The organism is Dysgonomonas hofstadii (genome assembly GCF_014196915.1).
Classification (GTDB): Bacteria; Bacteroidota; Bacteroidia; order Bacteroidales; family Dysgonomonadaceae; genus Dysgonomonas; species Dysgonomonas hofstadii.
Map to the genome: position 1 here is coordinate 223,020 of NZ_JACIEP010000005.1, position 26,693 is coordinate 249,712.

Annotated in this window: 24 protein-coding genes and 2 tRNA genes; 19 read left to right on the forward strand and 7 right to left on the reverse strand. The window is 39.0% G+C overall.

Going from position 1 to position 26,693, the window contains the following annotated elements:
• The first annotated feature begins 369 nt into the window (after positions 1-369).
• Positions 370-1,839 (forward strand): rhamnulokinase, encoded by a 1,470-nt coding sequence (locus GGR21_RS08465; RefSeq protein WP_183306769.1) that lies wholly within the window; start codon positions 370-372, stop codon positions 1,837-1,839.
• A gap of 32 nt (positions 1,840-1,871) precedes the next feature.
• Positions 1,872-3,113, forward strand: coding sequence for a sugar MFS transporter (locus tag GGR21_RS08470; RefSeq protein WP_183306770.1), 1,242 nt, complete (start codon positions 1,872-1,874; stop codon positions 3,111-3,113).
• A gap of 61 nt (positions 3,114-3,174) precedes the next feature.
• On the opposite strand, the gene GGR21_RS08475 is transcribed toward GGR21_RS08470, so the two are convergent.
• Together GGR21_RS08475 and GGR21_RS08480 are read right to left on the reverse strand one after the other, a co-directional pair.
• A tRNA-Leu gene (locus GGR21_RS08475) sits at positions 3,175-3,256 on the reverse strand.
• An 8-nt stretch (positions 3,257-3,264) separates the two neighbouring features.
• A tRNA-Gly gene (locus GGR21_RS08480) sits at positions 3,265-3,337 on the reverse strand.
• A 168-nt stretch (positions 3,338-3,505) separates the two neighbouring features.
• On the opposite strand from GGR21_RS08480, the gene GGR21_RS08485 reads away from it, so the two are divergent.
• The 13 genes from GGR21_RS08485 (at position 3,506) to GGR21_RS08545 (ending at position 16,364) form a co-directional block, all read left to right on the forward strand.
• Positions 3,506-3,667, forward strand: a complete 162-nt coding sequence (locus tag GGR21_RS08485; RefSeq protein WP_183306771.1) for a hypothetical protein — start codon at positions 3,506-3,508, stop codon at positions 3,665-3,667.
• Between the two features lie 140 nt (positions 3,668-3,807).
• Positions 3,808-4,458 (forward strand): hypothetical protein, encoded by a 651-nt coding sequence (locus GGR21_RS08490; RefSeq protein WP_183306772.1) that lies wholly within the window; start codon positions 3,808-3,810, stop codon positions 4,456-4,458.
• 27 nt (positions 4,459-4,485) lie between these two features.
• Positions 4,486-4,974, forward strand: a complete 489-nt coding sequence (locus tag GGR21_RS08495; protein ID WP_183306898.1) for a DUF456 domain-containing protein — start codon at positions 4,486-4,488, stop codon at positions 4,972-4,974.
• Between the two features lie 130 nt (positions 4,975-5,104).
• Positions 5,105-7,831 (forward strand): DNA gyrase/topoisomerase IV subunit A, encoded by a 2,727-nt coding sequence (locus GGR21_RS08500; protein ID WP_183306773.1) that lies wholly within the window; start codon positions 5,105-5,107, stop codon positions 7,829-7,831.
• Positions 7,803-8,750, forward strand: a complete 948-nt coding sequence (locus tag GGR21_RS08505; RefSeq protein ID WP_183306774.1) for a DUF3316 domain-containing protein — start codon at positions 7,803-7,805, stop codon at positions 8,748-8,750. Before GGR21_RS08500 ends, GGR21_RS08505 begins: the two co-directional genes overlap by 29 nt.
• Positions 8,740-9,108, forward strand: coding sequence for a hypothetical protein (locus tag GGR21_RS08510; protein WP_183306775.1), 369 nt, complete (start codon positions 8,740-8,742; stop codon positions 9,106-9,108). The genes GGR21_RS08505 and GGR21_RS08510 overlap by 11 nt, the downstream gene beginning before the upstream one ends.
• A 79-nt stretch (positions 9,109-9,187) precedes the next feature.
• The gene (locus GGR21_RS08515) at positions 9,188-9,943 is read left to right on the forward strand and encodes a CPBP family intramembrane glutamic endopeptidase (RefSeq protein WP_183306776.1); all 756 of its coding nucleotides are present in this window, start codon (positions 9,188-9,190) and stop codon (positions 9,941-9,943) included.
• A 5-nt stretch (positions 9,944-9,948) separates the two neighbouring features.
• A complete protein-coding gene (locus tag GGR21_RS08520) occupies positions 9,949-10,428 on the forward strand; it encodes a pyridoxamine 5'-phosphate oxidase family protein (RefSeq protein WP_183306777.1) in 480 nt (159 codons plus the stop codon).
• A 109-nt stretch (positions 10,429-10,537) separates the two neighbouring features.
• Entirely contained in the window at positions 10,538-11,920 is a 1,383-nt protein-coding gene (locus tag GGR21_RS08525; RefSeq protein WP_317169869.1) for a GDSL-type esterase/lipase family protein, read from the forward strand.
• Positions 11,921-12,104: 184 nt separating this feature from the next.
• Positions 12,105-13,373, forward strand: coding sequence for a LysM peptidoglycan-binding domain-containing protein (locus tag GGR21_RS08530; protein WP_246348036.1), 1,269 nt, complete (start codon positions 12,105-12,107; stop codon positions 13,371-13,373).
• 44 nt (positions 13,374-13,417) lie between these two features.
• Entirely contained in the window at positions 13,418-14,932 is a 1,515-nt protein-coding gene (locus tag GGR21_RS08535; RefSeq protein ID WP_317169872.1) for an MBOAT family O-acyltransferase, read from the forward strand.
• Positions 14,933-15,019: 87 nt separating this feature from the next.
• Positions 15,020-15,886, forward strand: a complete 867-nt coding sequence (locus GGR21_RS08540; RefSeq protein ID WP_183306780.1) for an AraC family transcriptional regulator — start codon at positions 15,020-15,022, stop codon at positions 15,884-15,886.
• An 88-nt stretch (positions 15,887-15,974) separates the two neighbouring features.
• Positions 15,975-16,364, forward strand: a complete 390-nt coding sequence (locus GGR21_RS08545; RefSeq protein ID WP_183306781.1) for a YybH family protein — start codon at positions 15,975-15,977, stop codon at positions 16,362-16,364.
• Positions 16,365-16,405: 41 nt separating this feature from the next.
• Here GGR21_RS08545 and GGR21_RS08550 read toward each other — a convergent pair whose 3' ends face one another.
• Positions 16,406-16,756 carry a MerR family transcriptional regulator gene (locus tag GGR21_RS08550; RefSeq protein WP_183306782.1) on the reverse strand — a complete coding sequence of 117 codons (351 nt, stop codon included), beginning with the start codon at positions 16,754-16,756 and terminating at the stop codon, positions 16,406-16,408.
• Between the two features lie 4 nt (positions 16,757-16,760).
• Positions 16,761-17,732 (reverse strand): M23 family metallopeptidase, encoded by a 972-nt coding sequence (locus GGR21_RS08555; protein ID WP_183306783.1) that lies wholly within the window; start codon positions 17,730-17,732, stop codon positions 16,761-16,763.
• 175 nt (positions 17,733-17,907) lie between these two features.
• Here GGR21_RS08555 and alaS point away from each other — a divergent pair, with 175 nt between their 5' ends.
• The 4 genes from alaS to GGR21_RS08575 all read left to right on the forward strand — a co-directional run bounded on the left by alaS (position 17,908) and on the right by GGR21_RS08575 (position 24,077).
• Positions 17,908-20,523 (forward strand): alanine--tRNA ligase, encoded by a 2,616-nt coding sequence (alaS, locus tag GGR21_RS08560; protein ID WP_183306784.1) that lies wholly within the window; start codon positions 17,908-17,910, stop codon positions 20,521-20,523.
• A gap of 346 nt (positions 20,524-20,869) precedes the next feature.
• Positions 20,870-22,915 (forward strand): M48 family metallopeptidase, encoded by a 2,046-nt coding sequence (locus GGR21_RS08565; RefSeq protein WP_183306785.1) that lies wholly within the window; start codon positions 20,870-20,872, stop codon positions 22,913-22,915.
• A gap of 35 nt (positions 22,916-22,950) precedes the next feature.
• Entirely contained in the window at positions 22,951-23,676 is a 726-nt protein-coding gene (locus GGR21_RS08570; protein ID WP_183306786.1) for an MBL fold metallo-hydrolase, read from the forward strand.
• Between the two features lie 23 nt (positions 23,677-23,699).
• Positions 23,700-24,077, forward strand: coding sequence for a VOC family protein (locus tag GGR21_RS08575; RefSeq protein WP_183306787.1), 378 nt, complete (start codon positions 23,700-23,702; stop codon positions 24,075-24,077).
• A 16-nt stretch (positions 24,078-24,093) separates the two neighbouring features.
• On the opposite strand, the gene aroB is transcribed toward GGR21_RS08575, so the two are convergent.
• The 3 genes from aroB to GGR21_RS08590 all read right to left on the reverse strand — a co-directional run bounded on the left by aroB (position 24,094) and on the right by GGR21_RS08590 (position 26,681).
• Positions 24,094-25,149: a 3-dehydroquinate synthase gene (aroB, locus tag GGR21_RS08580; protein ID WP_183306788.1), complete on the reverse strand. Its 1,056-nt coding sequence runs from the start codon at positions 25,147-25,149 to the stop codon at positions 24,094-24,096.
• A 212-nt stretch (positions 25,150-25,361) separates the two neighbouring features.
• Entirely contained in the window at positions 25,362-26,333 is a 972-nt protein-coding gene (gene fmt / locus GGR21_RS08585) for a methionyl-tRNA formyltransferase (protein WP_183306789.1), read from the reverse strand.
• 117 nt (positions 26,334-26,450) lie between these two features.
• Positions 26,451-26,681, reverse strand: coding sequence for a hypothetical protein (locus GGR21_RS08590; RefSeq protein WP_183306790.1), 231 nt, complete (start codon positions 26,679-26,681; stop codon positions 26,451-26,453).
• Positions 26,682-26,693: the final 12 nt, after the last annotated feature.

Consider the following 26,693-nt stretch of genomic DNA (forward strand, 5'->3'; position numbering starts at 1 on the left):
TCAGTTTTTAGTTAATTGCCTCCTGCTTTAACTGAAGGATAAAGGAATAAAAAGAAAAAGACTTTAGTCAAAAGCTATGTTTGGCTGAAGCCTCTGACAGATATAGACAGTATTCCTCAGCTTGAAAGTGGAGGCAATTAATTTGAAAAACCAGTCAGTTTTGTCAGGTTTTTGTTAAAAAGTCATTGCTTTCGTCTTTCGGGATTTGTAATTCGAAAGGACGAAAAGGACGAAAAAATACTGACAAAAGTGTAACATTTGCCTCGCCTTCGCTTCGGCGATCGTTGATTGTAACTTTTTTGTTTACTGATCACTGAAAAAAGTCGTCAGGTTTTTGTAAAAAAATAGATTCTAACAAGTTTATATACTATGTCATATTTAGCCTTAGATCTTGGAGCTGGAAGCGGACGTGCTATTGTAGGTTCGATCCGGGATGGTAAGATATATTTGGATGAAGTCCACCGGTTCTCTAATTCTCCAGTAAAGTTGGGAGATACTTTATACTGGGATTTTCTTGCGTTGTTTGAAAATATAAAGCAAGGGATAAGACTGGCTGTAAAAAAGGGCTATATCCTGAACGGAATAGCTGTAGATACATGGGGTGTTGATTTCGGATTGATCGATAAGAACGGGAATCTCTTATCCAATCCTGTGTGTTACCGGGATAAGAGAACCTCCGGCTTGTCAGATAAATCTTCGGAATATATATCAAAAGAGCAACTATATTCAATAACGGGCATTCAACAAATGGATATAAACACGGTATTCCAGTTGCTGAGTATGGTTGAGGCGGATAGTCCGTTTTTGTCTGTTGCGGATAAACTTTTGTTCACTCCCGATCTTGTCAATTATTTCCTCACCGGAAAGGTCGCAAATGAATATACTATCGCATCCACATCACAGATGCTTGATGCTGAAACAAAAGAGTGGGACAGGTCACTTTTCCACAAATTGTCTCTGCCTGTCGATATTATGCCTGAGATCATTTTTCCGTGTACACAGCTCGGGAAACTGACAAAAGATATTTCGGAAGAAACGGGTGCTATAGATGCAAATGTTATTGCTGTTGGCTCGCATGATACAGCCAGTGCAATTGCCGCCATCCCCGAAGCCGGTGCCGACTGGGCTTTTCTCAGTTCCGGTACATGGTCTTTACTGGGAGTGCTGAATGACGAACCAGTGTTGACACGGGATGCTATGCTGAATGATTTTACGAATGAAGGGGGCGTTGATAATAAAATCCTGTTTATGCGGAATATTACAGGCTTGTGGCTTTTGCAGCGTCTGATAGCAGAATGGGAAAAGGAAGAACTAAATACATCGTATGAATACATCCTGTCTGAGGCAACTAAAGTAGTGCCTTTTCGCAGTATTGTCAACAGTGATGATCCGGTATTCTCTCATCCTGTCTCTATGAGTGAGGCCATACGTGGCTATTGCTCACGGACAGGACAGTACATCCCAGAAACGCAGGGCGAATTGGTAAGGTGTGTACTGGAATCGCTAGCCATAAAGTACAGCCATGTATTGGAAAAATTGAGAACCTGTTCACAGAAAGATATTTCCAGGCTTCATGTTGTAGGAGGTGGCAGTCAGAATGAATTATTAAACCAGTTTATAGCCGATGCTTTGGATATATCTGTCACCATAGGGTTAACAGAAGCTACAGCTGTAGGTAATATTATACAACAGGCTATTGTCAATAAACAAATTTCGGGATGGGATGAGGCTCATCAGATAATAAAGTGTAGTTTTACATTCAAAACATATTACCCCCAGGATACTGAAAAATGGAGATTAACAATTATAAATACCAAACATCTTTTTGACCATACATAAAAACCATATTGAAAAACAGATAATATAATATTATGGAAAACAAAATGAAACCATCCTCTATGTTCAGCGGGAAACAAGGACAGAATTACCTGTTCCCGTTTATTCTGGTTACAAGCCTTTTCTTTCTTTGGGGATTTGCCCATGCCTTACTGGATGTGCTCAATGCACATTTTCAGGAAATATTACAAATATCGAAAGCCCGTTCGGCTTTAGTGCAGTTCGCCCTGTATGGCGGTTATTTTGTGATGGGTATACCGGCCGGACTGATAATTAAGAAATATGGATATAAGAAAGGAATTGTATTCGGCCTGCTTGTATTTGCTGTTGGGGCATTCCTTTTTTACCCTGCGACTTTGATAAAAACATTTTATCCTTTTCTGGTTGCGTTATTTGTAATAGCCTGTGGATTAACCTGCCTGGAGACTGCGGCCAATCCTTATACAACAGTATTAGGACCTACCGAATCCGGAGCCAGGCGGATAAATCTGGCTCAGTCATTTAATGGACTTGGTTGGATTTTGGGGCCGTTGGTTGGCGGGTTACTTATATTTTCAGGAGAAGGAGATCCTTTTGCTGCTTTGGCAAAACCTTATGTCGGTATTGGCATTGTTGTATTGTTAATCGCTGTGTTATTTGTCCGTACTCCTTTACCTCAGATTTCTGCCGGAGACACGGAATCTTCAGACCATGCGGTTACATCGGATAAAAAAGGCAGCTATAAAGATTTATTGAAGCATCCTCTATTTATATTTGCCGTTGTCGCACAATTTTTCTACGTAGCCGGGCAAACCGGTATCGGAAGCTTTTTTATAAACTATGTAATTGAAGTGCGGCCGGATATCAGCCATCTGGAAGCGTCGCAAATACTTGCATTTGGAGGGATGGGTATGTTTATGGTCGGCCGGATATCAGGGAGTTATATAATGAAATTCTTTAATCCTAAGAAGTTGCTGGCGATATATGCCTTTATGAATATTATATTAATGATTGTAGTTGTGGCAGGTTTAGGAATGACGTCTGTTGTTTGCCTTTTCGCATCCTATTTCTTTATGTCCATCATGTACCCTACTATTTTTGCAGTTGGCATCAGTGGGTTGAAAGAAAATACGGAAAAAGGCTCTTCACTTATTGTGATGGCCGTGGCAGGGGGAGCGGTTATCCCGATGTTGATGGGAAGAATCGCCGATGTATGGTCCATGGCAATAGGTTTTGTCATTCCGTTGGTTTGTTTTATTGTTATTCTGATATTCGGATTAAGTAAATTGAAGAATTAAATATATAGGGGAATCTAAAATGAAATAGGGTTGAAAATCAATAGATTAACAACCCTATTTGTGCGCATGAAGGGACTCGAACCCCCACGGTCGTAGACCACTGCCACCTGAAGACAGCGCGGCTACCATTACGCCACATGCGCATCTTTCGAGCGAAAAACGGGGCTCGAACCCGCGACCCCGACCTTGGGAAGGTCGTGCTCTACCAACTGAGCTACTTTCGCAATTGGTGATACAAAATTAATATATTTTTTCGCAAGAATAAGTTTTTGGTATTAAAAAATAAGAGAAATATATCTTTTTCTATATATAAATTTTATTTATGGGTTATAAGACAACAAGAAGTGCATTGTGTATGTTCTTAGTGTGTAACGTCTTAAATATATAACATCATGAAAAATAAAAAGATTTTAACCCCGGTAGGAGAATTCAGAGGGTACGAGGATGCACGCAAAGGCCAGAAAGAAAAGTCTCTTATTCCTATTAGTGAGAAAGAAGTAAAGGCTGCCCTGAACAGGATAAATCCTGATGAGCATACGATGGATAGAGGATAGGCGATGGAGGTGTTGACCTAATATCTATCGCTTTTCAGCCATCTGTTTTGATGAAAAAAGACATTTGTTTTCATATCATATCAAAAAGTTTTATATATCTTTACAAAAGTAGTGTTGTCTAACTTTTTGTGTTTTTTATTATGAAAAAGCTTTTTTTTGCGTTAATTGCAGCGACCCTGTTGTCTATGTCAATGAAGGGACAAGAGGATTTATCCACTGGATTTGTGTTTGATGAATATCGGAAAGGAACGGTTTTTTATAAAACAGGTGAAAAATCGACAGGTAACCTGAATTATAATACCAATCGGGAAAAATTTTATTTTATATCTCCTGATTCAGTAGTGTTAGAATTAGCCAATCCATCGGAAATTGTTGTAGTGACTATTGGAGACAGGGCTTTTGTACATGTGAAAAGCGGGATATTTTATGAAAGAATTAATACAGGGTCTGATTTTCTGTACGTTCGTTGGAAATCAGCGGCTATAACTGAAGGAAAATCAGGCGCATATGGAATGAAATCGCCAACATCAGCAATTGACGCAGTAGACCGGTTATCTTCGGTATCAGGAATACACGATTTAAAAATAGATGAAAATCGTAAGTATATACCAATGAATATCTATTTTGTTAAAATAGGTGGAAAATATAAGCAGTTTAATTCATTTGAAAACTTAGCTAAGTTATTTAAGGGAAATGATGCTAAGATCAGGGAATATGTAAAAACCGAAAACCTTAATTTTAAGAAGTTGGAAGATGTTAAGAAAGCCGTGGCTTATTGCTTTCCTGTATAATTTTCTTTCTAAGTAATTCAGGTGTTTATAGATATAATATTAGTCCTGTTGGGCGCCATCTTTATAATCATTGGAATAGTCGGATGTATAGTTCCTGTACTTCCGGGTATTCCTTTGAGTTATATAGGTATACTTCTTTTGCATTTTACATCGAAAGTGCAATTCTCTACAGAGTTCCTTGTTGTCTGGTGCATTGTGGTAGTTGTAGTGCAAATCCTCGATTATTATATTCCGGTATGGGGTACACAAAAATTCGGAGGAGGAACTAAAGGTGCATGGGGAAGTGCTATAGGGATTGTCGCTGGTTTGTTTATTTTTCCTCCCTGGGGTATTATCCTTTTCCCTTTTGTGGGAGCCGTGATAGGTGAACTGATCGATGAAAAGGAACCTAAAGTTGCGATAAAAGCGGGATTCGGAGCTTTTCTTGGATTTGTGGCTGGTATAATAATGAAATTAGCCGTTGCTGTAATGCTGGCATTTTATTTCTTCAAAGAAGTAATCGGGATTTTCTTATAGTCTAAGAGGCTATTCTATTTATTCAATACCTCTATTTTCATTTGATGAAAGCCTTAGATATTTTGATTTCAGATCAAAAAAAACTATCTTTGGTCGAGTTTTTTATAGCTATTAAAATCAGATTTTACATATGTTCCCCGAAGATATTATCGATGAACCAGAGAATTTAGAGAATGACGAGCCAGTAATAGACGAAGAGTCTGAAGATAGTGGTTTCCGTTCCGATTATAAAGTCCCGGTAAAAGACGCAGCTGATAACCAACTACATTTGTCCGGTATGTTTCAGAATTGGTTTCTGGACTATGCCTCTTATGTTATTCTCGAACGTGCTGTTCCGCATATTGGTGATGGTTTAAAGCCTGTACAACGGCGTATTATGCATTCGATGAAGCGGATGGATGACGGACGTTACAATAAGGTTGCTAATATCATTGGACATACCATGCAGTTCCATCCACACGGTGATGCTTCAATTGGCGATGCTTTGGTGCAATTGGGACAAAAAGATTTACTTGTTGATACGCAGGGTAACTGGGGGAATGTTTTCACGGGAGACGGTGCGGCCGCTCCCCGTTATATAGAAGCCCGTTTATCTAAGTTTGCTTTAGAAGTACTTTTCAATCCCAAAACTACCGAATGGAAACCATCGTATGACGGACGAAACAAGGAGCCTGTCACATTACCTGTTAAATTCCCTTTGCTGCTTGCGCAGGGAGCAGAAGGTATTGCCGTTGGTTTGTCTTCCAAAATATTGCCGCATAACTTTAATGACCTTTGTGATGCCGCTGTTGCTCATTTGCAAGGAGAAGACTTCACTTTCTATCCCGATTTTCAGACCGGAGGATATATCGATGTAAGTAAATATAACGATGGAGAGCGTGGAGGTTCGGTAAAGGTAAGGGCTAAAATTTCGAAGCTTGATAATAAGACACTTGTAATAAGTGACATCCCTTATGGACGTACGTCTTCTTCTGTTGTAGAATCTATACTGAAAGCTAATGATAAAGGTAAGATCAAAATACGCAAGGTAGATGATATTACAGCCCTGAATGTAGAAATACATGTGCATCTGGCAGCGGGAGTATCTTCCGATAAGACAATCGATGCACTTTATGCTTTCACCGATTGTGAGATAAGTATTTCGCCTAACTGCTGTATTATCGAGGATAATAAACCTCACTTCCTCACTGTAAGTGATATACTTCGTTTTACAACGGATAATACATTGAATCTTCTTCGCCGGGAACTGGAAATACAGAGGAGCGAACTGGAAGAATCTCTTCATTTTTCCTCGCTGGAAAAAATATTTATCGAAGAACGTATCTATAAAGATAAGGAGTTTGAGAATGCTGTTGATATGGATGCCGCTGTGGAGCATATCGACAAGCGTCTGGCTAAGTTTGCAAAACTGTTTATCCGTGAAGTTACCCGTGATGATATCCTTAAGTTGATGGAAATCAAAATGGGGCGCATCCTTAAATTTAATTCCGATAAGGCCGACGAGTTAATAGCAAGATATAAAGAGCAGATAGAGGAAATTAACCATAATATAGAAAACATTGTAGACTACACTATTTCGTGGTATGTGATGCTGAAAGATAAATATGGTAAAAATTATCCCCGCAAAACAGAGATACGCAGCTTCGATACTATTGAAGCGACTAAAGTAGTAGAAGCCAACGAAAAACTATATATCAACCGTGAAGAAGGATTTATCGGTACGGCGTTGAAAAAAGACGAATTCGTTTGCAATTGTTCAGATATTGATGATATTATAATCTTCTTCAAAGATGGTAAATATAAGATTGTAAAGGTGAGTGACAAGATGTTTGTCGGTAAGAATATCCTTTACCTCTATGTTTTCCGACGTAATGATAAACGTACAATATATAACGTTATATATAGAGATGGAAAAGGAGGATCGGCCTATATCAAGCGCTTTGCCGTGACTGGCATTACCCGAGATAAGGAATATGATGTTACGCAAGGGAAAGACGGGTCCCGTATCCTTTATTTTAGCGCCAATCCGAACGGAGAGGCAGAGACAATCCGTGTGATACTGAAACCCAAACCCCGCCAGAAGATACTTGTCTTTGAAAAGGATTTCAGCGATATCGTCATCAAAGGCCGTCAATCGATGGGTAATATCCTTACAAAAGCTGAAGTTCATAAGATATCTCTTAAACATAAAGGAGGATCTACGCTAGGTGGGCGTAAGGTTTGGTTCGATGAAGACGTGCTTCGCCTCAATTATGACGGACGAGGTAAATATCTTGGTGAATTTCAGAGTGATGATCAGATATTAGTAGTTTTCGGTACAGGAGAATTTTATACATCATCTTTTGAAGTGACCAATCACTATGATGCCGGTATAATCCGTATTGAGAAATTTAATACTCACAAGAACTGGACGGCTGTCTTGTACGATGCCGACCAGCAATATATGTATCTGAAACGCTTCAATTTTGAAGCCTCGGCTAAAAAGCAAAACTTCTTGGGAGAGAATCCCGAATCGAAACTAAAGATACTTACCGATACGGTTTATCCCCGTATTCAGGTGACTTTTGGCGGACGGGATAGTTTCCGTGAGGCTTTGGAGATTGATGCCGAAGAATTTATAGCAGTAAAAGGATTTAAAGCTAAGGGTAAGCGTTTATCTACGTTTGAAATAGCTGATATTACCGAACTCGAACCGCTTCGTTTCCCTGAACCGGAAGAAGAGGAAAAGCAATTCGAAGTGCAGATAGATGATGAAGACGATGATGTGGATAATCGTCCCATCTCAGATATTATTGATGAAATAACAGGACAACAATCACTGTTTAAAGATGGAGATAAGGAGGATAGCGAAGAGTAGTAAATATCTATTCTTGTTTATAGGATTATTCGTATTGAACGGTATTCTTGCTCAGAATATTTCTGAAAAAGAATATTCTCTCGATTCAGTGTTGATTCAAGGGGATGTTGTACTTCAAAAAAGGACGATTATTATCGATGACTCTTCATTAGCAATTCCTATTCCTGAGCCACCTTTAACAACCAACAATACTTTTTCTGCGGCTGCCGGTTTTGCCAATATGTACGATACATATTTATCGCCTTTAGAATATAAAGGTGTTAATATAAGGCTGATGTACGAGCAATTGCGCCGCACTACATGGTTCAACTATCGATTTTACAAGCAACAGGTTTTCGAAATAGATTTTGCAAAAGGAGATAATCCGGCCAAGAATGCTTCTGAATATTGGGGTCTGGTCTCATATCGTTTGGGAGGACATTATCGTTTATATAATACCGATGTGTTCCGGCTTGGTGTCGGTGGATTCTGGGATATAAATGCCGGAGTACTATATAATGAACGTAACGGAAATAATCCGGCTACAGCACGTGGTTATACTAATCTCAACCTGTCGGTACAAGCCTCTTATAAACTGAAATGGTTTGCCGTTCGCTGGCAACTCGATACTCCGTTTATGGGAATGTTATTCTCCCCGAAGTACGGGCAATCGTATTATGAAATATCATTAGGTAATACGGTCGATATTGTGAACTTCGCTTCATTTCACAATCAACGGGCTTTACGGAGTTACCTGACAGTGGATATCCCCGTCAATAAATACACGATAAGAGTAGGTTATCTGGGCTCGTGGTATCAGACTAAGGTGCATAATATCCAGACTCATCATTATACCAATGGTTTTGTAATAGGATTCCCTATGGAGGGAGTAAAGAAACCTAGAGAGAAAGCCAACAATAATTACTGGGATGGATATTAATAGAATAAACAAAGAAGAAGTTCTTAATATTCTAAATATCCATAAAGTGCCGGATGTTGATGCGGATTCAATATATAATGTGAAACGATATTTTACAAAACTGCATAAGCAGGAATTAATCAATCAAATACATTCTGTTTGTGAGAAAAGGTTATATTTCTTATTAGAACTTTTTGGATCAGACGATATTGAATACATTGATGAAGATAATGATCAATTGTTGAGAGCCAATTTATTAACGCTATATTCTTTTGAGGTAAATAGTTCTAAATATTATCTTATGTATTCGGTTATTTGGGATACTGAAGATCATGGATTGAAAAAAGAAAGTATTGAATTGCTACATAAAGTAAGATAAAAGGATAATTTGTGTTTAGAAAAATTTACAGTTAGAATAAGGTATTGGAAAATTATAATCGTATCAGAAAATTATTGGGATGGATATTAAAAAAGAAGCATTAAGGCCGGTTTTCAGATTCCTGACTTATAACTGGAAGTTAGGTTTATTTCTTATTCTTCTGGTCGGTATTCCTCGTTTTATATTGGTTCTTGATGCCAATGCGTCGTCAGGCGGATATGGTACAGTTTCCATCATATTTCTCATCATGTGGGTGGTTCCTTTTATATTTTTATCAAAAGAAGGGAGAAGATATATAGGGATAAAGAAGCCGACTAATTACCTATGGCTTATGGCTTCTTTCTTTATCGGCTTTGTGTTTTGTGTATTGATGTTTGTCTGTGCTAAGTTTTTATATGCAGATACGATTAATAATAGTTTTGTATATATATCGAGATCATACACTATACCCGGCGATGCACTGGTTGTGAATAAATTCATGTTCTTTGCCATGTTTTCCCTTGTTGGTATGACTTATAGCCCTATCGGAGAAGAACTTTTTTACCGGGGTGTAGTACATGGAAGTTTTGTAGACCAGTTCGGGGAGACAAAAGCATCTATATTTGATAGTCTGGCATTTGCCCTCACGCATTTAGCTCATTTCGGAATAGTTTATAATATGGGAGGTTGGGAGTTTTTGCCAGTTCCTGCTATTATGTGGGTTGTTGGGATGTTCATCCTCAGCCAGTTGCTTTTCTTATGTAAACAGAAAACAGACTCCATACTTGGCGCTATAATTGGGCATGCGGGATATAATGTAGGGATGATGTATGTTATATTTTATCATATATTTTAATAGATATGTTTAGAGAAGTTCGTCGCCAAAACAGAATATTGGAAGATCAGAACCGTATAGCGGAACTGCTGAAAGATTCAGAGTATGGTTTCCTTTCAGTTGGTATAGAAGAAAATGGTTATGCGTATGGCCTGCCTTTAAGCTATGCCTATGATGAGGAAAATAATAGCCTTTATTTCCATTGTGCCCCGGAAGGACAGAAGCTGGATTTGATGAAAGAGAATAATAAAGTATCTTTTTGCGTGGTAGGCGTAACGAAACCTATCGCCAATCAATTCACAACGCTATATGAGAGCGTAATTGTATATGGTAAGGCTGACTTGAATATATCGGATGAAGAAAAGCGGAAAGCACTAAGGTTGTTAGTAAAGAAATATTCGGCTGGATATGAAGATCTGGGAGAAACTTATATGGCGAAATCGTGGGCTCGTACTTATACTTTTAAGATTGAAATTGAGCATATTACAGCAAAAGCAAAATATTGATAAAATATCACTTTGTACATACGATTTTCGTATAAAGTGACTAGCTTTGCACAACTTTTGATAGGAAACTATATTTAATTACACTAATAATTATATTAAATTGTTGATTGTGAGTACATCGGATAAGTCGTACTTTGGTAAAGCAATTCTGTTTGTTGTTTTATCCATCGCTGTTTTTTTAGTTTTCAAACTTTTGCTGCCAGCCCGTTTATTTCCGGAGCAGGTTGCTGTCAACGATAATATTGTAATGGATAGCATGGCGCTTATTGCCCAAAGCGATACAGCGGCATCGATAATTGTACCGGCTAAGGCTGATAGCTTGCAGACCAAAGAAGCAGATGCAGAAGAAATTGATGAAAGTTTTGATCCGTCCGTTAGTGTAGAGGGATATCAGAATTTGAAGCAGTTTTATTCGAAACTGTTTGAATTGGAACAATCGAAATCAGGTAATGTGAGGGTTGCATATTTTGGAGATTCTATGAATGATGGAGACCTGATTGTACAGGATGTCCGGAGCGAGTTCCAGGAGAATTATGGAGGGGAAGGTGTTGGCTTTGTTGCCGTTTCATCGCTCTCGGCAGGAGCAAGAGGTTCTGTCTCACATCAGTATTCTAAGAACTGGTTTACACAGACTTTTGTGAAAGTAAAGAAACCTCAAAAGCCTTTTGGTATAGATGGGCAGGTCTTTTTCGCCAAAGATCCGTCACAGTCGTACTGGGTAAGGTATAAAGCGCAGACACAACCGCATTCGACTATGCTGAACAGGCCGACATTATTCTATGGAAGTGCACGCAATCATAATGGATATATAACTATAAAGGCAGATAAGGATTCTGTTTACTCTAAAAGCCTCGAACCATCCAGCCTTTTGAATACACTAAAGCTGACCGAAGGCGATGTAAAGTCTCTTCAGGTGAATTTTCATAAAGCAGACTCTATACCTATCTATGGTTTTAACTTTGGTAGTGAAAACGGAGTACATGTCGATAATTTCTCTATCCGTGGTAATTCGGGACTTCCTTTGTCAGTTCTGAATCCATCGTTAATGAATGCTTTTGACAGGATACTGGGATATGATCTTATTATATTGCATTACGGAGCAAATGTACTTGGTTACGGCTCGCTAAATTATGGCTGGTATGAGCGCAATATGACCACAGTGGTAAACAATCTGCGGGAATGCTTCCCTAATGCCGATATATTAATTATCTCAACAGCTGACAAATCAACAAAAATTGAAGGAGTGATGCAGACCGATCCGGCTGTCATCCCTTTGGCCAACGCTCAGAAGAACTATGCCCGTAAGACCGGTTCTGGTTTTATAAACCTTTATCAGGTAATGGGGGGCAAAGGCTCTATGATAACATGGGTAGATAACAGGCTTGCCGGAAAAGATTATACCCATTTCAATGCTTCTGGTTCTAAAAAGATAGCGAAGCTTATTTATAAAGAGATAGATAAAGGATACACTAAATATAAAGAAACCAAATAAAAAGGAAGGCTGACAGCTAATGACGTTTCAAAAGAAGATTTTACCATTATACTTGTTTTTAATTGTACTCTTATTCCCGTTTCCCGGTTTACTGGCTAAAAATATAAAAGACAGCAGAGAGGATGGGAACAATATTTTTGCAAATCAGATATTATTATCATCTGTTTTTCAGAAACTATATAATTTGGAAACCAGTAAAAAAGGCAAGATCAATATTGTGCATATCGGAGACTCGCACATACAGGCTGACTTTTTTACCAATGCCATCCGGCAAGCCTTGCAGGCGAAGTTTGGTAATGGTGGCTGGGGATTTACTTTTCCATATAGTCTTGTGAAGACGAACGGACCACGTTATGTGAAATATGCATGTAATGCCACATGGCAGAGCCAGTTGAATGTTTCGCCAATAGCCGATGTAGGAGTTGGGCTGAGTGGTATAGCCCTATACACCTCGGCAGAAGATTTTGTATTGCAATTATATACCGATGACGGAAGTGGCTTCAGTACCGTGAAAATAATCTATCCAACCGAAGAACCTCAATATCAGATGTCGGTGACAGCCGAACCATTGACAGTAACAGCTACCGGAAGTGTAAGTTCTTCTACGGGATTCAGATATCATCGTATAAGAAGTGGCGAAAGTCTTTCATCTATCGGACGGAAATACGGTGTTACCGTGGCGCAGATAAAGAGGGCAAACGGTTTGAGGTCGGATATGATCCACCCGAATAAAAATCTGAAAATACCAGTAAAGGGTGGGAGAACAAAGGTTCAGCCTAAAGTTGTAAAGGCTAATATAGTAAAAGATAGCATAGATTATGTCAATCTGATTTCGAGGCCTTATTTTTCTTCATATACCAGCGATACGTTGCTGAGTAGGATAACCATACTTCCTGCGCAGAAACAGGCAATGTATAATTTGAATGGTTTTGTTATAGAAAACGATAAACCCGGAGTTATCTATCACTCCATCGGGGTGAACGGGGCAAAGATAACGGACTATAATAAATACCCGCTGTTTTATAAGCAGTTGCCAATTCTTAATCCCGATCTTATCATACTATCTTTTGGGACAAATGAGTCTTTCGGAAAGATCTCGGACTCGGATTATGTGATGCAGTTAAATGAATTTGTCCGTAACATAAAGATTCTCAACCCGAATACAGTGGTACTGGTGATGACGCCCCCGCCGTCGATGTTTCGTCGTCGCAGGGTGAATACTTATATATCCGATTATAGCATTGCCCTAATGGGATTGAAAGATATGCCGGTCTGGGACTTGTATACACGAATGGGCGGTGCCACTGGAATAGGGCCTAAAGGAGCGTATGCAACTAAGATAGCCCGCGATAAAGTGCATTATACCAGTAGCGGATATCAGGCACAGGGTGAATTGTTCGCCTCCGATTTTATTGACGCATATAATAACTTTAAGAAACACATAATAAATTGAAAACACTGTTTGATGATCTCGGCAGTTTTTATCTGCCAGACTATATAGGTAAACTGATCGACGATATTGCACCGTATTTTGTGTTCAATCCCGACCATCGTTTGTTATTTAACAGCGCCTTTTTCTTAGGCTTTTTCCTTGTGGTATATGCTATTTATGTATTGAGCCGCAATCATGATCATTTTCGTAAGGTATATCTTATTGCATTTTCCCTTTATTTTTATTATTTGGCCGGAGGAGATACGATGGATATCAACGTATTCGGGCTATTCAGTTTCACGCTCAATTACTTTGTACTGCTTGTCGTTTGCGCTGTCGTCACGCATTGGCTGGCAGTAAAAATGTATAACTCTGAAAAACGTTCTACACAAAAGACCTTACTGACAATTATTATAGTGGGTAACTTGTTGATGCTTGCCTACTTTAAGTATACCAATTTCTTTATACAGAACCTGAATGCTCTGATGCAAGGCGATTTTTCCCTGCATAATATTATTCTGCCGATCGGTATCTCTTTCTTCGTATTCGAGGCTATCAGTTACGGAGTAGATCTCTATCGCAAGGAGATGAAGCCTGCCGATTCGTTGCTCGATTTTTGTTTCTACATTACATTCTTCCCCAAGTTGGTGGCTGGGCCTATTATCAGGGCAAAAGATTTCCTGCCGCAGATGAAGAATAAACTGCACCTGACAAAAGAAGAAGCGAGCACTGCCATATTCCTTATACTGATCGGATTGATAAAGAAAGCTGTTATATCAGATTATATCTCTACCAACTTTGTCGATCGTGTATTCGATGCGCCGATGCTTTACACTTCATTCGAAAACCTGATGGCTGTGTATGGATATACTTTACAGATTTACTGTGACTTTTCGGGATATTCCGATATGGCTATCGGTCTTTCTTTGCTGATGGGCTTTAAGATTCCGCCTAACTTTCTCACTCCGTACAAATCACAGTCTGTAACTGAATTCTGGCGTCGTTGGCATATATCTTTGTCTTCATGGTTGCGCGATTACCTGTATATCTCTATGGGTGGTAATCGTAAGGGAAAGATCAGGACTTATTTCAATCTATTTATGACTATGCTCATCGGAGGACTATGGCACGGGGCTTCATGGAAGTTTGTTGTGTGGGGTGGACTTCATGGTCTGATGCTGACTATCGAGCGATTCTTCAAGCAATATATAAAAGTCCCCGATAACCGCCTTACCCGTATAATCTGTATATTACTCACATTTCACTTTGTGGCATTCTGTTGGATATTTTTCCGTGCCGATAGTTTCGAGACTGCCGGGAATGTGATATCCAATATCGGGCAGTTGACATTCGCACCTCACGACTGGCTTGTCGTATTGGAAGGATATAAGAATGTATTTATACTTGTGGCTATAGGATATATAATGCACTTCCTGCCGGAAAATCTGGTGAATAATATTAAAGCCGGGTTTAATGCGATACCGTTGTTCGGGAAAGCTACTTTGGCGGGATTGATATTCTGGTTGATATTCGCAACGGCATCAAGCGGGCCTCAGCCGTTTATTTATTTCCAATTTTGATATTTATGTAGATCAGTAGTGTGTAGGATGCAAAACTACTGGTTGGAAAAATAACAGGAAACGGTTTTTCTATAAAGCAAAAAGCCTATGCGTCATATAAAGAAGTATACTTTTCATAAATCCAAATACGGAGAAGAACTATTAATTGATGTTGTAGAACTACAATCTATAAAGAAATATTTGATAGAGGAGTCGATTCATTCTTTAAGCTATTATGATATAACATTAATAACGGAGGGTGAGGGGAAATTTGTGATAAATGATAAGACGTATTTTGTAAAGCCGGGCAGTGTCATATTTTCGAGTCCCAACCAGATAAGACAATGGGATGTGAAAAGCACCATAAATGGCTATGCCTTGATTTTTGAGAAAGATTTCTTACTGTCCTTTTTTAACGATCCTGAATTTCTTAATCATATCTCTTATTACCGGGATTCTCATAACAATGTGCTGACTTTGACAAAAGAGATAGCTTATGTCAGAGGGGTGATGGAAGAGATACAGGATGAGATCAGCTTGTATAAGGACAAGGACAAACATATTTTAAGAGCATTATTATATCAGGTATTGAAATATCTGGATAGGGCATACATCCAACACTATGCAGGTGCGGCAGAAATAAAAAGTCCGAAAAACAGGTATGTTCTTTCTTTTATGGTGTTAGCCAATACTCACTTCCGGCAACATCATTCTATAGTGTTCTATTCCGATAGGTTATGTATAACGCCTAATTACCTGAATCAACTGATCAAAGCAGAAACAGGCATGAATCCAAAACAGATGATTCAGGATAAAATTATACAGGAAGCAAAAAAAATGCTCATGTATACAGATCTGTCTATTTCAGAAATAGCTTCCAACCTCAGTTTCGAAAGTACTTCATATTTTATTCGTCTTTTTCGTAAAAAGGTAGGTGATACGCCTTTGCATTATCGGACAAGCAATAAACCGTAAAAAGTGCTATTTTCTCCTCCATTTATATCCTATAATATGACTCTCTGATTTTTATATTTGTAATGATTCTAATATAAAAATACAACAAATGGGAAATAAAACTATTACAGACATGATTATTGCGCTCGAAACGGCTGCATTAGAAAGATGGAATAATGGAGATCCTTCAGGGTACCTGGCTATTTATGACGAAGAATTCACTTATTTCGATCCTTTTCAGGAAAAAAGATTGGATGGCTTCGGGCAGATAAAGGAACTTTATGAAAGACTGAGAGGAGGGGCAAAAGTAGACCGGTATGAAATGATAAATCCTGTAGTTCAGCACGCTGGAGAAATGGCTGTTCTGACTTATAATTTGTTATCGTATAGTGGTGATGATGTATATAAATGGAATTGTACAGAAGTTTACAAATGGATAGCAGAAGAGCAATGGAAAATAATCCATAATCACTGGTCGCTGATCAAACCATTAGGATAATAATAGAAAAGGGGCTGGAGAAGATGGTAGATAGGATTTGATCAGGTCTCAGGAAGATCGAATTCTTTCTCCATATCTTCCAGCTCTTTCTTAATCTGTTCCAGCTTATTTATCACCTGAACAGTGCGTTCGGTCTCATCCTTCTTCTGTTTCAGGGTTTGGCGTGCGCCTTCGAGAGTCATGCCTTTTTCCTTTACCAGATGGAAGACAACCGCAATATTCATTATATCTTCTTTAGTATATTGACGTATTCCGGTATCGGTTTTACGGGGACTTATAATGCTAAATTCTGTTTCCCAGTAACGGAGTAATGATTTATTCACATCAAAATGGTCTGCTACCTCATCTAATGAGTAGTACAGGCGATTGTTATTTTCAAAGTCAATACTCATACGCTTAATCCATTACTTGTCCGTGGTTAGCAGCTATTTGCAGCATCTTATCATACTCAGCAGGGGACAGATCCATAAAATAGTATTTGGCTGGATTATCCGGCCGTCCCTTTACATGCACTTCATAATGCAAATGAGGTCCGGTAGATTTACCGGTATTTCCCACTTCCGCTATTTTTTCACCACGGGTAACCTGCTGCCCTACACGTACATTGTATTCGTTCAGATGTGCATATAGGGTTTCATAACCAAAGCCGTGATCGATCATAACGCACTTTCCATAACCCTGTTTCCAGTCGGCCAGAGTAACTACACCGTTTCCGGTTGCGTATACAGGTGTACCAATATTTGCCGAAAAGTCCATGCCCGCATGAAAACGAGCTGTGCCATAGATCGGGTCTACCCTGACTCCATAACCCGATGCCATTTGTTTAAGGAATTTGTCGGAAACCGGTTGTATGGCCGGGATATGTTTTAACCTGTCTTTTTGTGTTTTAGCCAATTCCAGCACTTCATCGAAGGAGTTGGACTGGATATAAATCTGCTTGGCTATATAATCCATCTTTTTAGTCGTCTGTATGATAAGATCCGGATTCGATAAATTTGCGAGATGCTCGTATCTGCCGGGTGCGCCCACTCCCGAATTTCGTATTGCCGGAGATATCGGGTCGGAATGGAATATAGCTCTGTAGAGATTATCATCGCGTTGCTGTATATTTCTCAATACATCCGTAACCTCATCCATCCTGTTTGACAAGACTTCGTATTGAGCCCGTAGCAGTTTATTCTCCTTTTTCTGAGCTTCACCCCAAGGTGTGCCAATAAAGTATGAAAATGCAATAATAGCAGCTATTCCAACAACAATACCTGAGATCAAATGACGGAAAACAGTGAATATTTTATCCTTTGTGCTGGGATAAATCCTGTCGTATGTTAGTGTTTGTGGATTGTAACGATAATATATTTTTCGTTTCATTTCTTACTTCCCGTCATTTTTATATTCACGAGTTCGACAAAAGTAAAGTTTTTGAGCTATTTTTGCAAATTGAAATTATTAATATAAATATGCTAATGTGAAAATGTGCCAATATGCCAAGTATAATTATTAAAGAATTGGCGCATCGGCATATTAATAAATTGACTCATTAACTATGATGACTTCTAAAGAAATCCGTGATTCATTTAAATCTTTCTTTGCTTCCAAGGGACATGAAATAGTACCGTCGGCTCCGATGGTAATAAAGGACGATCCTACGCTAATGTTTACCAATGCGGGTATGAACCAGTTTAAAGACATTATTCTGGGAAATGCGCCGATTAAATATCCGCGGGTGGCCGATTCTCAGAAATGTCTTCGTGTAAGCGGAAAACACAACGATCTCGAGGAAGTGGGGCATGATACGTACCATCATACCATGTTTGAAATGCTAGGTAACTGGTCGTTTGGTGATTATTTCAAGAAAGAAGCGATAGAGTGGGCTTGGGAGTACCTGACCGAAGTTATCAAACTGGATAAAGAACGACTTTATGTAACTGTATTCGAAGGTAGCCCCGAAGAAGGTTTGCAACGGGATGATGAAGCTGCCGGATATTGGGAGAAATATCTTCCAAAAGACAGGATTATCAATGGTAACAAGAAAGATAACTTTTGGGAAATGGGAGATACAGGCCCATGCGGCCCATGTTCTGAAATACATATAGATATCCGTTCCGATGAAGAACGGGCTAAAGTTAATGGAGCATCATTAGTAAATATAGATCCTGATGTAATTGAGATCTGGAACCTGGTATTTATGCAGTACAACCGTAAAGCGGACAAATCGCTGGAACCATTACCTGCAAAAGTAATCGATACAGGTATGGGATTCGAACGCCTCTGTATGGCTGTACAGGATAAGAAGTCGAATTACGATACAGATGTTTTCCAGACAATCATAAAAGCTATCGGTGAGATTACAGGCAGTGTTTACGGGCAGGATACAAAGAAAGATATCGCTATGCGTGTGATAGCCGACCATATCCGTACTATTGCATTCTCTATCACTGACGGGCAACTACCGTCGAATGCCAAAGCCGGATATGTGATCCGCCGTATTCTTCGCCGTGCCGTGCGTTACGGATATACTTTCCTCAACCAACATCAGTCGTTTATGTATAAGCTTATCCCGGCATTGATAGAAACAATGGGTGAGGCTTATCCTGAATTGTTACAACAAAAAACACTGATAGAGAAAGTAGTGAAAGAGGAAGAAGAATCCTTCCTGCGTACACTCGAAACAGGTATTAAATTGCTGGATAAGCAAATAGAAGAAACAAAGGCTAAAAACTCAACTGTATTGAATGGTACCGATGCTTTTACCTTATATGATACTTACGGTTTCCCGCTCGACCTTACAGAACTTATTCTCCGTGAGAATAATATGTCTGTGGATGAAGATGGTTTTAAGGCTGAAATGCAGGTGCAGAAAGACCGTGCCCGTAATGCTGCTTCTATGGAAACAGGTGACTGGGTAGTGCTTAAAGAAGGTGATGTAGAATTTTTTGGTTACGATGTGACTGAATGTGAGACGGAAATACTTCGTTATCGTAAGGTGAAGCAAAAGAATAAAGAATTCTATCAGATTGTGCTTAACCGTACCCCTTTCTATGCCGAAATGGGAGGTCAGGTAGGAGATAGCGGCTGGTTGATAACTGATGATGAACAGATTGATATAATAGATACCAAGCGTGAAAATAACCTCTCTGTGCATCTGGCAAATAAGATGCCGAAAGATCCGTCTGCTATTTTTATAGCCCGCATCGATGAAAAGAACCGTACAGCGACAGAGTGTAATCATACGGCTACTCACTTGTTGCATGAAGGTTTACGTCATATTCTAGGGAATCATGTGGAGCAAAAAGGCTCATATGTATCACCTACGGTGTTACGTTTTGACTTCTCTCATTTCCAGAAGCTGACTGATGAAGAGATACGTAAAGTAGAACGTTATGTAACGGCTAAAATACGGGATAATATCACCCGTGTGGAAATGCGTCATGTTCCTATATCCGAAGCTAAGGAAATGGGAGCAATGGCTCTTTTCGGAGAGAAGTATGGAGATGATGTGCGTGTTATCCGTTTTGGCGATTCTGTTGAACTTTGCGGAGGAACACATATATCCTCTACTGGCCGCATAGGTTCGTTCCGTATCATCAGTGAAAGTTCTATTGCTGCCGGGATTCGCCGTATCGAAGCGATTACGGCTGAAACGTGCGAGGACTATTTCTATACTCAACAAGATATCTTGCTGGAGATCAAATCTATGTTTAATAATGCACCTAATCTGGCTCAGACGCTACATAAATTCTTTGAAGAGAATGCTGAATTGAAGAAGCAAATGGAAGAGTTTATGAAAGAAAAGACTGTGCAACTCAAAGATGCATTGATTAAGAAAAAACAGGTAATAAACGGTATTGATGTGTTCGTTATGAACGGCTCAATTCCTGCCGATATAGCAAAAGATATTGCTTTTCAGCTGAAAGGTCAATTCCCTCAAAACTCTGCTTTTGTTGGCGTTACTGATTCGGGAAATAAACCGATGCTTACTGTAATGTTAAGTGATGATCTGGTAAAAGACCACGGGTTGAATGCTTCGCAGATTGTGCGTGATGCCGCTAAGCACATTCAAGGTGGAGGTGGGGGACAACCTCATTTTGCTACTGCCGGTGGTAAGAATGTCGAAGGCCTTTCTTCGGCCCTTCAGGAGATATTGGAAAAAATCAGATAAGGAAGAATACAGAAACAAGAGTGGCCGGTAAAAAACTTACCGGCTGCTTTGTTTTGTAAGGTCAATTATCTATATTCGCATAAATAATGCAAACCAGTAATTGAAACTGCATTTTTTTAGTTGAACTTTATCTATATAGAAAAACTAAAGATTTAATAAATTATACTTTGCCACTTAGCTTTTTTATGCGAAAATCTGTCAGGAGTGTCAGGTTTTAACAAAATAAGTTTTACGCAAAGACGCAAAGAATAAAATTGTTAACTGATAACTGAACGGAGTGTCAGGTTTGTCAACTTTTGACAATATCAACCATTAATTCGCATTAATATTATAACTCAACCTTACAATGGAAATACTACTATCCCCAAATTTCAAGAAGATGACATTTAATGCAATCTTCGCCATAATTACTTTTATTCTGGTTTATTTATTACTACTGCTACTCGGAATTGCCTTAACAGTTGCATGTATTTATGGAGGCATCATGCTGATTATTACTATACCTAAGTTTATAACAATAATTCTGGGTATAGGACTGGCCAGTCTGGGGATAATGGTATTTATCTTTCTTGTCAAGTTTCTTTTCAAAACACATTCTGTGGATCGTAGCCATCTGGTGGAAATATCGGAGAAAGATTATCCCCAACTCTTCAGTATGATAGAAGATATTGCTTGTGAGGCCGAAACTAAATTTCCGAAGAAAGTATATTTGTCAGGTGAAGTGAATGCTGCTGTATTTTACGATTCCAATTTCTGGAGTATGTTTTTCCCTATTCGCAAGAATCTTCTGATAGGAATGGGGCTTGTGAATACTGTGACCGAACAGGAGTTGAAAGCTGTATTAGCTCACGAGTTTGGGCACTTCTCGCAGCGTAGTATGAGTGTCGGTAGTTATGTTTATAATGTAAATCAAGTGATTTTTAACATGCTCTACGACAATGAGTCATTCGACAAAATGATACAGGCATGGGCTGGTTTGACTGGCTATTTTTCCATATTTGTACTTATAGCAGTGAAGATTATAAACGGTATCCAATGGATTCTGCAAAAGATGTACGGATTTGTAAACGTCAGGCATATGGCGCTTTCCCGTGAAATGGAATTTCATGCCGACCAGGTGGCTGCAAACATTGCGGGTAGCAAACCTTTGGAAGATTCTTTGTTGAGACTGGATCTTTCGCAGCAAGCTTACAACTGGGTACTCAATTTTTATAACAAGAAGGTTCAGGATAATATAATCAGTAAGAATATATATAAGGAACAACTGTTTAGCTTAGAATTGCTGGCAAAGGAAAACGAATACCCATTGAAGAACAATCTGCCGGTAATTTCGATCTCTGACATGAACCGTTATAACAAGTCTAAGATAAATATCGAAGATCAGTGGGCATCGCATCCTACAACCGGAGAACGGGTGGCTGCATTGCAAAAGTTGAATATCGTGAAGCAAAGTAATAGAGACAATCCGGCAATCGATCTGTTTCCTAATGCAGATAAGATTGAAGAAGAGTTGACTAAACAGGTCTTCTATTATATGGCTTTCAAATCTGAGACTATTGTTATGGACTTTGCCGGATTTCAAAAGGAATTCTCAGGCAATATAGAGAAGAATAGATTCCCGGATGAATATAACGATTATTATGACAATAAGAATCCTGTACTGTTCGATGTGGAGAATATAACCACAGCTGATCAGACAGGAAATATAGAATCCCTGTTTGACCGTGATAAAGTGGATCTCGTATATAAATCTCTTGCATTGGAAAATGATAAGAATATATTGAATGCCATAGCCAATAAGTCAATTGCTGTAAAAACCTTTGATTATGACGGGCAAAAATACAAGAGAAAAGATGCTGTAAACCTGATATTTGAAATAGATAAGGAGTTAAGGAAAACAGCGAAGGAGATCGAAGATAATGACATTGATATCTATAGGTATTTCTATTCACTGGCGATGAAAAGGGGAGTGGAAAATGAATTGAAAAGCTTATATATTACTCTATTTGATGAGGATAAGAATTATGAATATCGGATAGGTATTTATAATAAGTTCGCAGAGCTTGCCAATGCACTCCAAATGGCAAGAGATGATAGTCAGGTTGAAGGCATATTCCGGGAAATATCGCATCTTGAAGTGGATTTAAGGAAAGAGCTAAGGCTATTTATTGAGAATCCCGTATTCGCAGAAGAAATAACAAAGGCAATGAAAGATAATTTCGACAAATACCTGTCCCGTGACTGGTCTTATTCGAAGAACAATATATCTGATCAGGAATATCTGGAAACCCTGTTTACCTCTATTAATGATTATTATACTCTTGCATTGAGAAGCTTTTTTATTGCCAAGTTGAATCTGTTGAATTATCAGGCCGGTCTATTGAACTCATAAGGCCTTTTGCTTGTTACTATAGATAAAACATAAATATGAAGCTTACATACATTTTCCATAGCGGGTTTGCTATTGAAGGAGATGGATTTACCATCATTATCGATTATTTCAAAGATACTATAGATAATCCGGAAGAAGGCCTCGTACATAAAGAATTACTGAAAAGGGCAGGTAAACTATACGTACTAAGCACCCACTCCCATTACGATCACTTTAATAAGGAGATACTGAAATGGCAGAAACTACGACCCGATATTATCTATATCTTCTCCAAAGAGATATATGACAACCAAAGGGCTAGTGATGACGCCGCAATATACCTGAATAAGCTGGAGACATACCGCGATGGAACCCTTTCTGTTCAGGCATTCGGTTCTACTGACTTAGGTGGTTCTTTTCTGATAAGGACAGAAAACAAGACTATATTCCATGCCGGAGATCTGAATAACTGGCACTGGAATGAAGAGTCTACACCGAAAGAAATAAGGGAAGCAGAAGCTTTCTATATAAGCGAGCTGAACCTGCTTGCCGGAAATGTGAAGCATCTCGACCTGGCGATGTTCCCTATCGATATCCGTCTGGGAAAAGACTATATGAAAGGGGCAGAGCAGTTTATTAAGACGATAAAAACCGGTATCTTTGCACCTATGCATTTCAGTGAGAACGGGTATGAAACCGCTGCCGCTTTCGCTCCCGTAGCCGAAGCAAACGGTACAAAGTGTATCTGCTGGAGTCATAGAGGCGAAAGTATTGAATTCTAATAATATAACTAAATCAAAGAACGATGGAAGTAAAAGGAAGATTCGATCATTTTAATATTAATGTCACCAATCTGGAAAAGAGTATTGAATTCTATAACAAGGCTTTAGGGCTAAAAGTGGTGAGGCGTAAAGAATCCTCAAACGGTTCATTTATCCTTGTATACCTTGGTGATGGGGTTACTCCTTTCTCTCTGGAATTAACATGGCTCAAAGATCATCCGCAAGCATACGAACTGGGTGAGAACGAAAGCCACTTGTGTATCCGTGTAGAGGGAGACTATGACCAGATTAGGGAATACCACCGTGAGATGGGTTGTATTGCCTATGAGAACCACGATATGGGACTATATTTTATCAACGATCCCGACGATTACTGGATCGAGATACTGAAGGTAAAATAATGTGCCGATTTGATAATTAGAGTCCCACACTCTCCCTCAGGAAATCAATCGAATCGAAGATTTCTTCTTTATCTGTGGTACGGTTGATTTCTATTTTTCCCACATCTGATAAAAGAGTGAAGTTTATAACGTTAGATTCATTCTTTTTATCATGCTTCATATACTCATACAGGTCTTCATAATGATCGCATCCGAATGGAAAGCCTTCATAATTATCCTTGATAAAATATACGGTCTTATATAGTTTCTCTTTTGGAAAATGACATTGCTTATATGAGAGATATAGTTCACAAACGATACCCCATGCCACAGCATACCCGTGTTGTACCGGCTTTCCTATTTCATACGAAAGGCTTTCGAAAGCATGGCCTATGGTGTGCCCCAGATTAAGAGCTTTGCGTGTTCCCTTTTCAAAAGGATCGATCTCCACAATACGCTCTTTCACGGCGACTGAGTCTACTACCAGTTGTTTCAACTTTTCGTAATCTATCTCTTCCGTATCGAACGATAAGGTAGCCAGCCATTCCTTATCACTGTCTATGAGTCCATGCTTCACCATCTCGGCATAACCCGACAGAAAGTTCTGATGATCGAGGCTGCGAAAGAATACAGAATCGATCACCACTGTTTCGGCAGGGGCGAACGCACCTATTTCGTTTTTCAAACCATTGAAATTGATTCCTGTTTTTCCTCCTACGGCGGCATCCACAGCTCCTAGCAAAGTGGTAGGTATATTAATGCATTTTATGCCACGCTTAAAGCTTGCTGCAGCAAATCCGCCGATATCGGTAAGCATGCCTCCGCCTAGATTAATAAGCAGTGAATGACGGGTAGCTCCGTTTTCCGACAGGTATTTCCAGATAACAGACAATTGCTCTATATTCTTGTTGTTATCTCCCGCCTTAATGATTATTTTTCCCGCCTTGGATATCTGTTCATTGCCTTGGATCAACGGGTAGCATAGCTTCTCGGTATTTTCATCCGTGAGGATAAACAGCCTGTCGTAGTCTATTCTGCTTAGTATATCAGATAAATCTTTATTCAGATCGGTTGATTTTATTACTTTTTGCACGTCGGTAATTATATATTTATTGTTCTTCTTCTAACTAAAAAGTTACAAAAGTTACACTTTTGCAGTATTTTTTCATTTTATTATCTTTAATAAAACCTGACAATTGAAAATCGACGAAGCGAAGGCGAGTCAAACCTTACACTTTTTTCAACTTTTTCTATTTCAGTATTTTTTGTTCTCATTCCTCTTTTTTAATGTATAGATAAAGAACTTTAATTAAAATACATATTTTCTTCAAATTTATATCCCCTCAATACTTCATCAATTTTCATTGGGCGTTTACCAGCGAACTGTATATCTGTTATACTGATACATCCATCTGAACAAACTACATGCAGATAAGTTTTATTATCAGTAAGAATTGTTCCGGCTGCATTTGATTGTAGGCTGTTTATAATTTGCGAAGCATATATTTTTACGTTCTGGGGCTCTTTTCCTTCCGTATATAGTTCAGTCCATGCGGCAGGGTAGGGCGACATTCCCCGTATCAGGTTATGTATATCTTTTGCAGGTTTGTTCCAGTCGATGCGACAGGTTTCCTTAAATATCTTGGGTGCGGCTTTCAAATCATTTTCATCAGTAAAGAATTGTGACTGGTCTACAGCATCTACTTTGTTTTCGAGCAGCATATCTACTGTCTTGCACACAAGCTTCGATCCTACGAGCATTAATTTGTCGTGAATGACTCCTGCGTTATCTTCGTCTTCTATTTTTACTTTTTCCTGCATGATTATTTTTCCCGTGTCTATCTCGTGTGTGAGGAAGAAAGTAGTAACGCCGGTTTCTTTTTCCCCGTTTATCACAGCCCAGTTGATAGGTGCTGCGCCACGATACAGAGGGAGCAATGACGCATGCAGGTTGAACGTACCCAGTCGTGGCATATCCCATACTATTTCGGGCAGCATACGGAAAGCGACAACGATCTGCAGATCGGCATTCCATGCTTTCAGCTCCGACAAGAATGATTCGTCTTTCAGTTTCTCAGGTTGCAGTAATGGGATATTCTGTTCCAACGCATATTTTTTTACAGCCGAGTATTGTATTTTATGTCCTCTTCCGCTTGGTTTGTCGGGCATCGTGATTGCACCGACTACGTTATATCCGTTTTCTACAAGCGCTTTCAGGCTTTCAACCGCAAATTCAGGTGTTCCCATGAAAACGATACGCAGATCTTTTTTGTTCATCAGTTTTTCAAGATTATTTGATCTACAAAAGTAGCTAAAATAAGCGTTGTATAAAAGGTAATGAGGATGTAAAAGTATACTCTTACACCCTCATTTTATGTTGTTGTCTATCCTGGTTTAATTCCGTTCGTTTTCTTTCTTCTTTTTTGCCTCATAAGCATCCCTTTTGAAGAAGAATACATATATCAACCAAAGAAATATAAAAGTAAGGCTGGCAATAACGATAGATATGCCTGTTTTCCATATATGCTGCCATTCTATGGGGGTTACTCCCCATAAAGCCAGAATGGTGAGGGCTGCTCCTGCAAAAATAACAAGTCCTAATAATAAACCGATAAAGTATTTCATAAGGTTCTGGTT

Bases quoted from the DNA above. Each gene is read 5' to 3' on its own strand.
- GGR21_RS08465 (WP_183306769.1), top strand. From the start codon at position 370: ATGTCATATTTAGCCTTAGATCTTGGAGCTGGAAGCGGACGTGCTATT.
- GGR21_RS08470 (WP_183306770.1), top strand. From the start codon at position 1,872: ATGGAAAACAAAATGAAACCATCCTCTATGTTCAGCGGGAAACAAGGA.
- GGR21_RS08485 (WP_183306771.1), top strand. From the start codon at position 3,506: ATGAAAAATAAAAAGATTTTAACCCCGGTAGGAGAATTCAGAGGGTAC.
- GGR21_RS08490 (WP_183306772.1), top strand. From the start codon at position 3,808: ATGAAAAAGCTTTTTTTTGCGTTAATTGCAGCGACCCTGTTGTCTATG.
- GGR21_RS08500 (WP_183306773.1), top strand. From the start codon at position 5,105: ATGTTCCCCGAAGATATTATCGATGAACCAGAGAATTTAGAGAATGAC.
- GGR21_RS08505 (WP_183306774.1), top strand. From the start codon at position 7,803: ATGGAGATAAGGAGGATAGCGAAGAGTAGTAAATATCTATTCTTGTTT.
- GGR21_RS08510 (WP_183306775.1), top strand. From the start codon at position 8,740: ATGGATATTAATAGAATAAACAAAGAAGAAGTTCTTAATATTCTAAAT.
- GGR21_RS08515 (WP_183306776.1), top strand. From the start codon at position 9,188: ATGGATATTAAAAAAGAAGCATTAAGGCCGGTTTTCAGATTCCTGACT.
- GGR21_RS08520 (WP_183306777.1), top strand. From the start codon at position 9,949: ATGTTTAGAGAAGTTCGTCGCCAAAACAGAATATTGGAAGATCAGAAC.
- GGR21_RS08540 (WP_183306780.1), top strand. From the start codon at position 15,020: ATGCGTCATATAAAGAAGTATACTTTTCATAAATCCAAATACGGAGAA.
- GGR21_RS08545 (WP_183306781.1), top strand. From the start codon at position 15,975: ATGGGAAATAAAACTATTACAGACATGATTATTGCGCTCGAAACGGCT.
- GGR21_RS08550 (WP_183306782.1), bottom strand. From the start codon at position 16,756: ATGAGTATTGACTTTGAAAATAACAATCGCCTGTACTACTCATTAGAT.
- GGR21_RS08555 (WP_183306783.1), bottom strand. From the start codon at position 17,732: ATGAAACGAAAAATATATTATCGTTACAATCCACAAACACTAACATAC.
- alaS (WP_183306784.1), top strand. From the start codon at position 17,908: ATGATGACTTCTAAAGAAATCCGTGATTCATTTAAATCTTTCTTTGCT.
- GGR21_RS08565 (WP_183306785.1), top strand. From the start codon at position 20,870: ATGGAAATACTACTATCCCCAAATTTCAAGAAGATGACATTTAATGCA.
- GGR21_RS08570 (WP_183306786.1), top strand. From the start codon at position 22,951: ATGAAGCTTACATACATTTTCCATAGCGGGTTTGCTATTGAAGGAGAT.
- GGR21_RS08575 (WP_183306787.1), top strand. From the start codon at position 23,700: ATGGAAGTAAAAGGAAGATTCGATCATTTTAATATTAATGTCACCAAT.
- fmt (WP_183306789.1), bottom strand. From the start codon at position 26,333: ATGAACAAAAAAGATCTGCGTATCGTTTTCATGGGAACACCTGAATTT.
- GGR21_RS08590 (WP_183306790.1), bottom strand. From the start codon at position 26,681: ATGAAATACTTTATCGGTTTATTATTAGGACTTGTTATTTTTGCAGGA.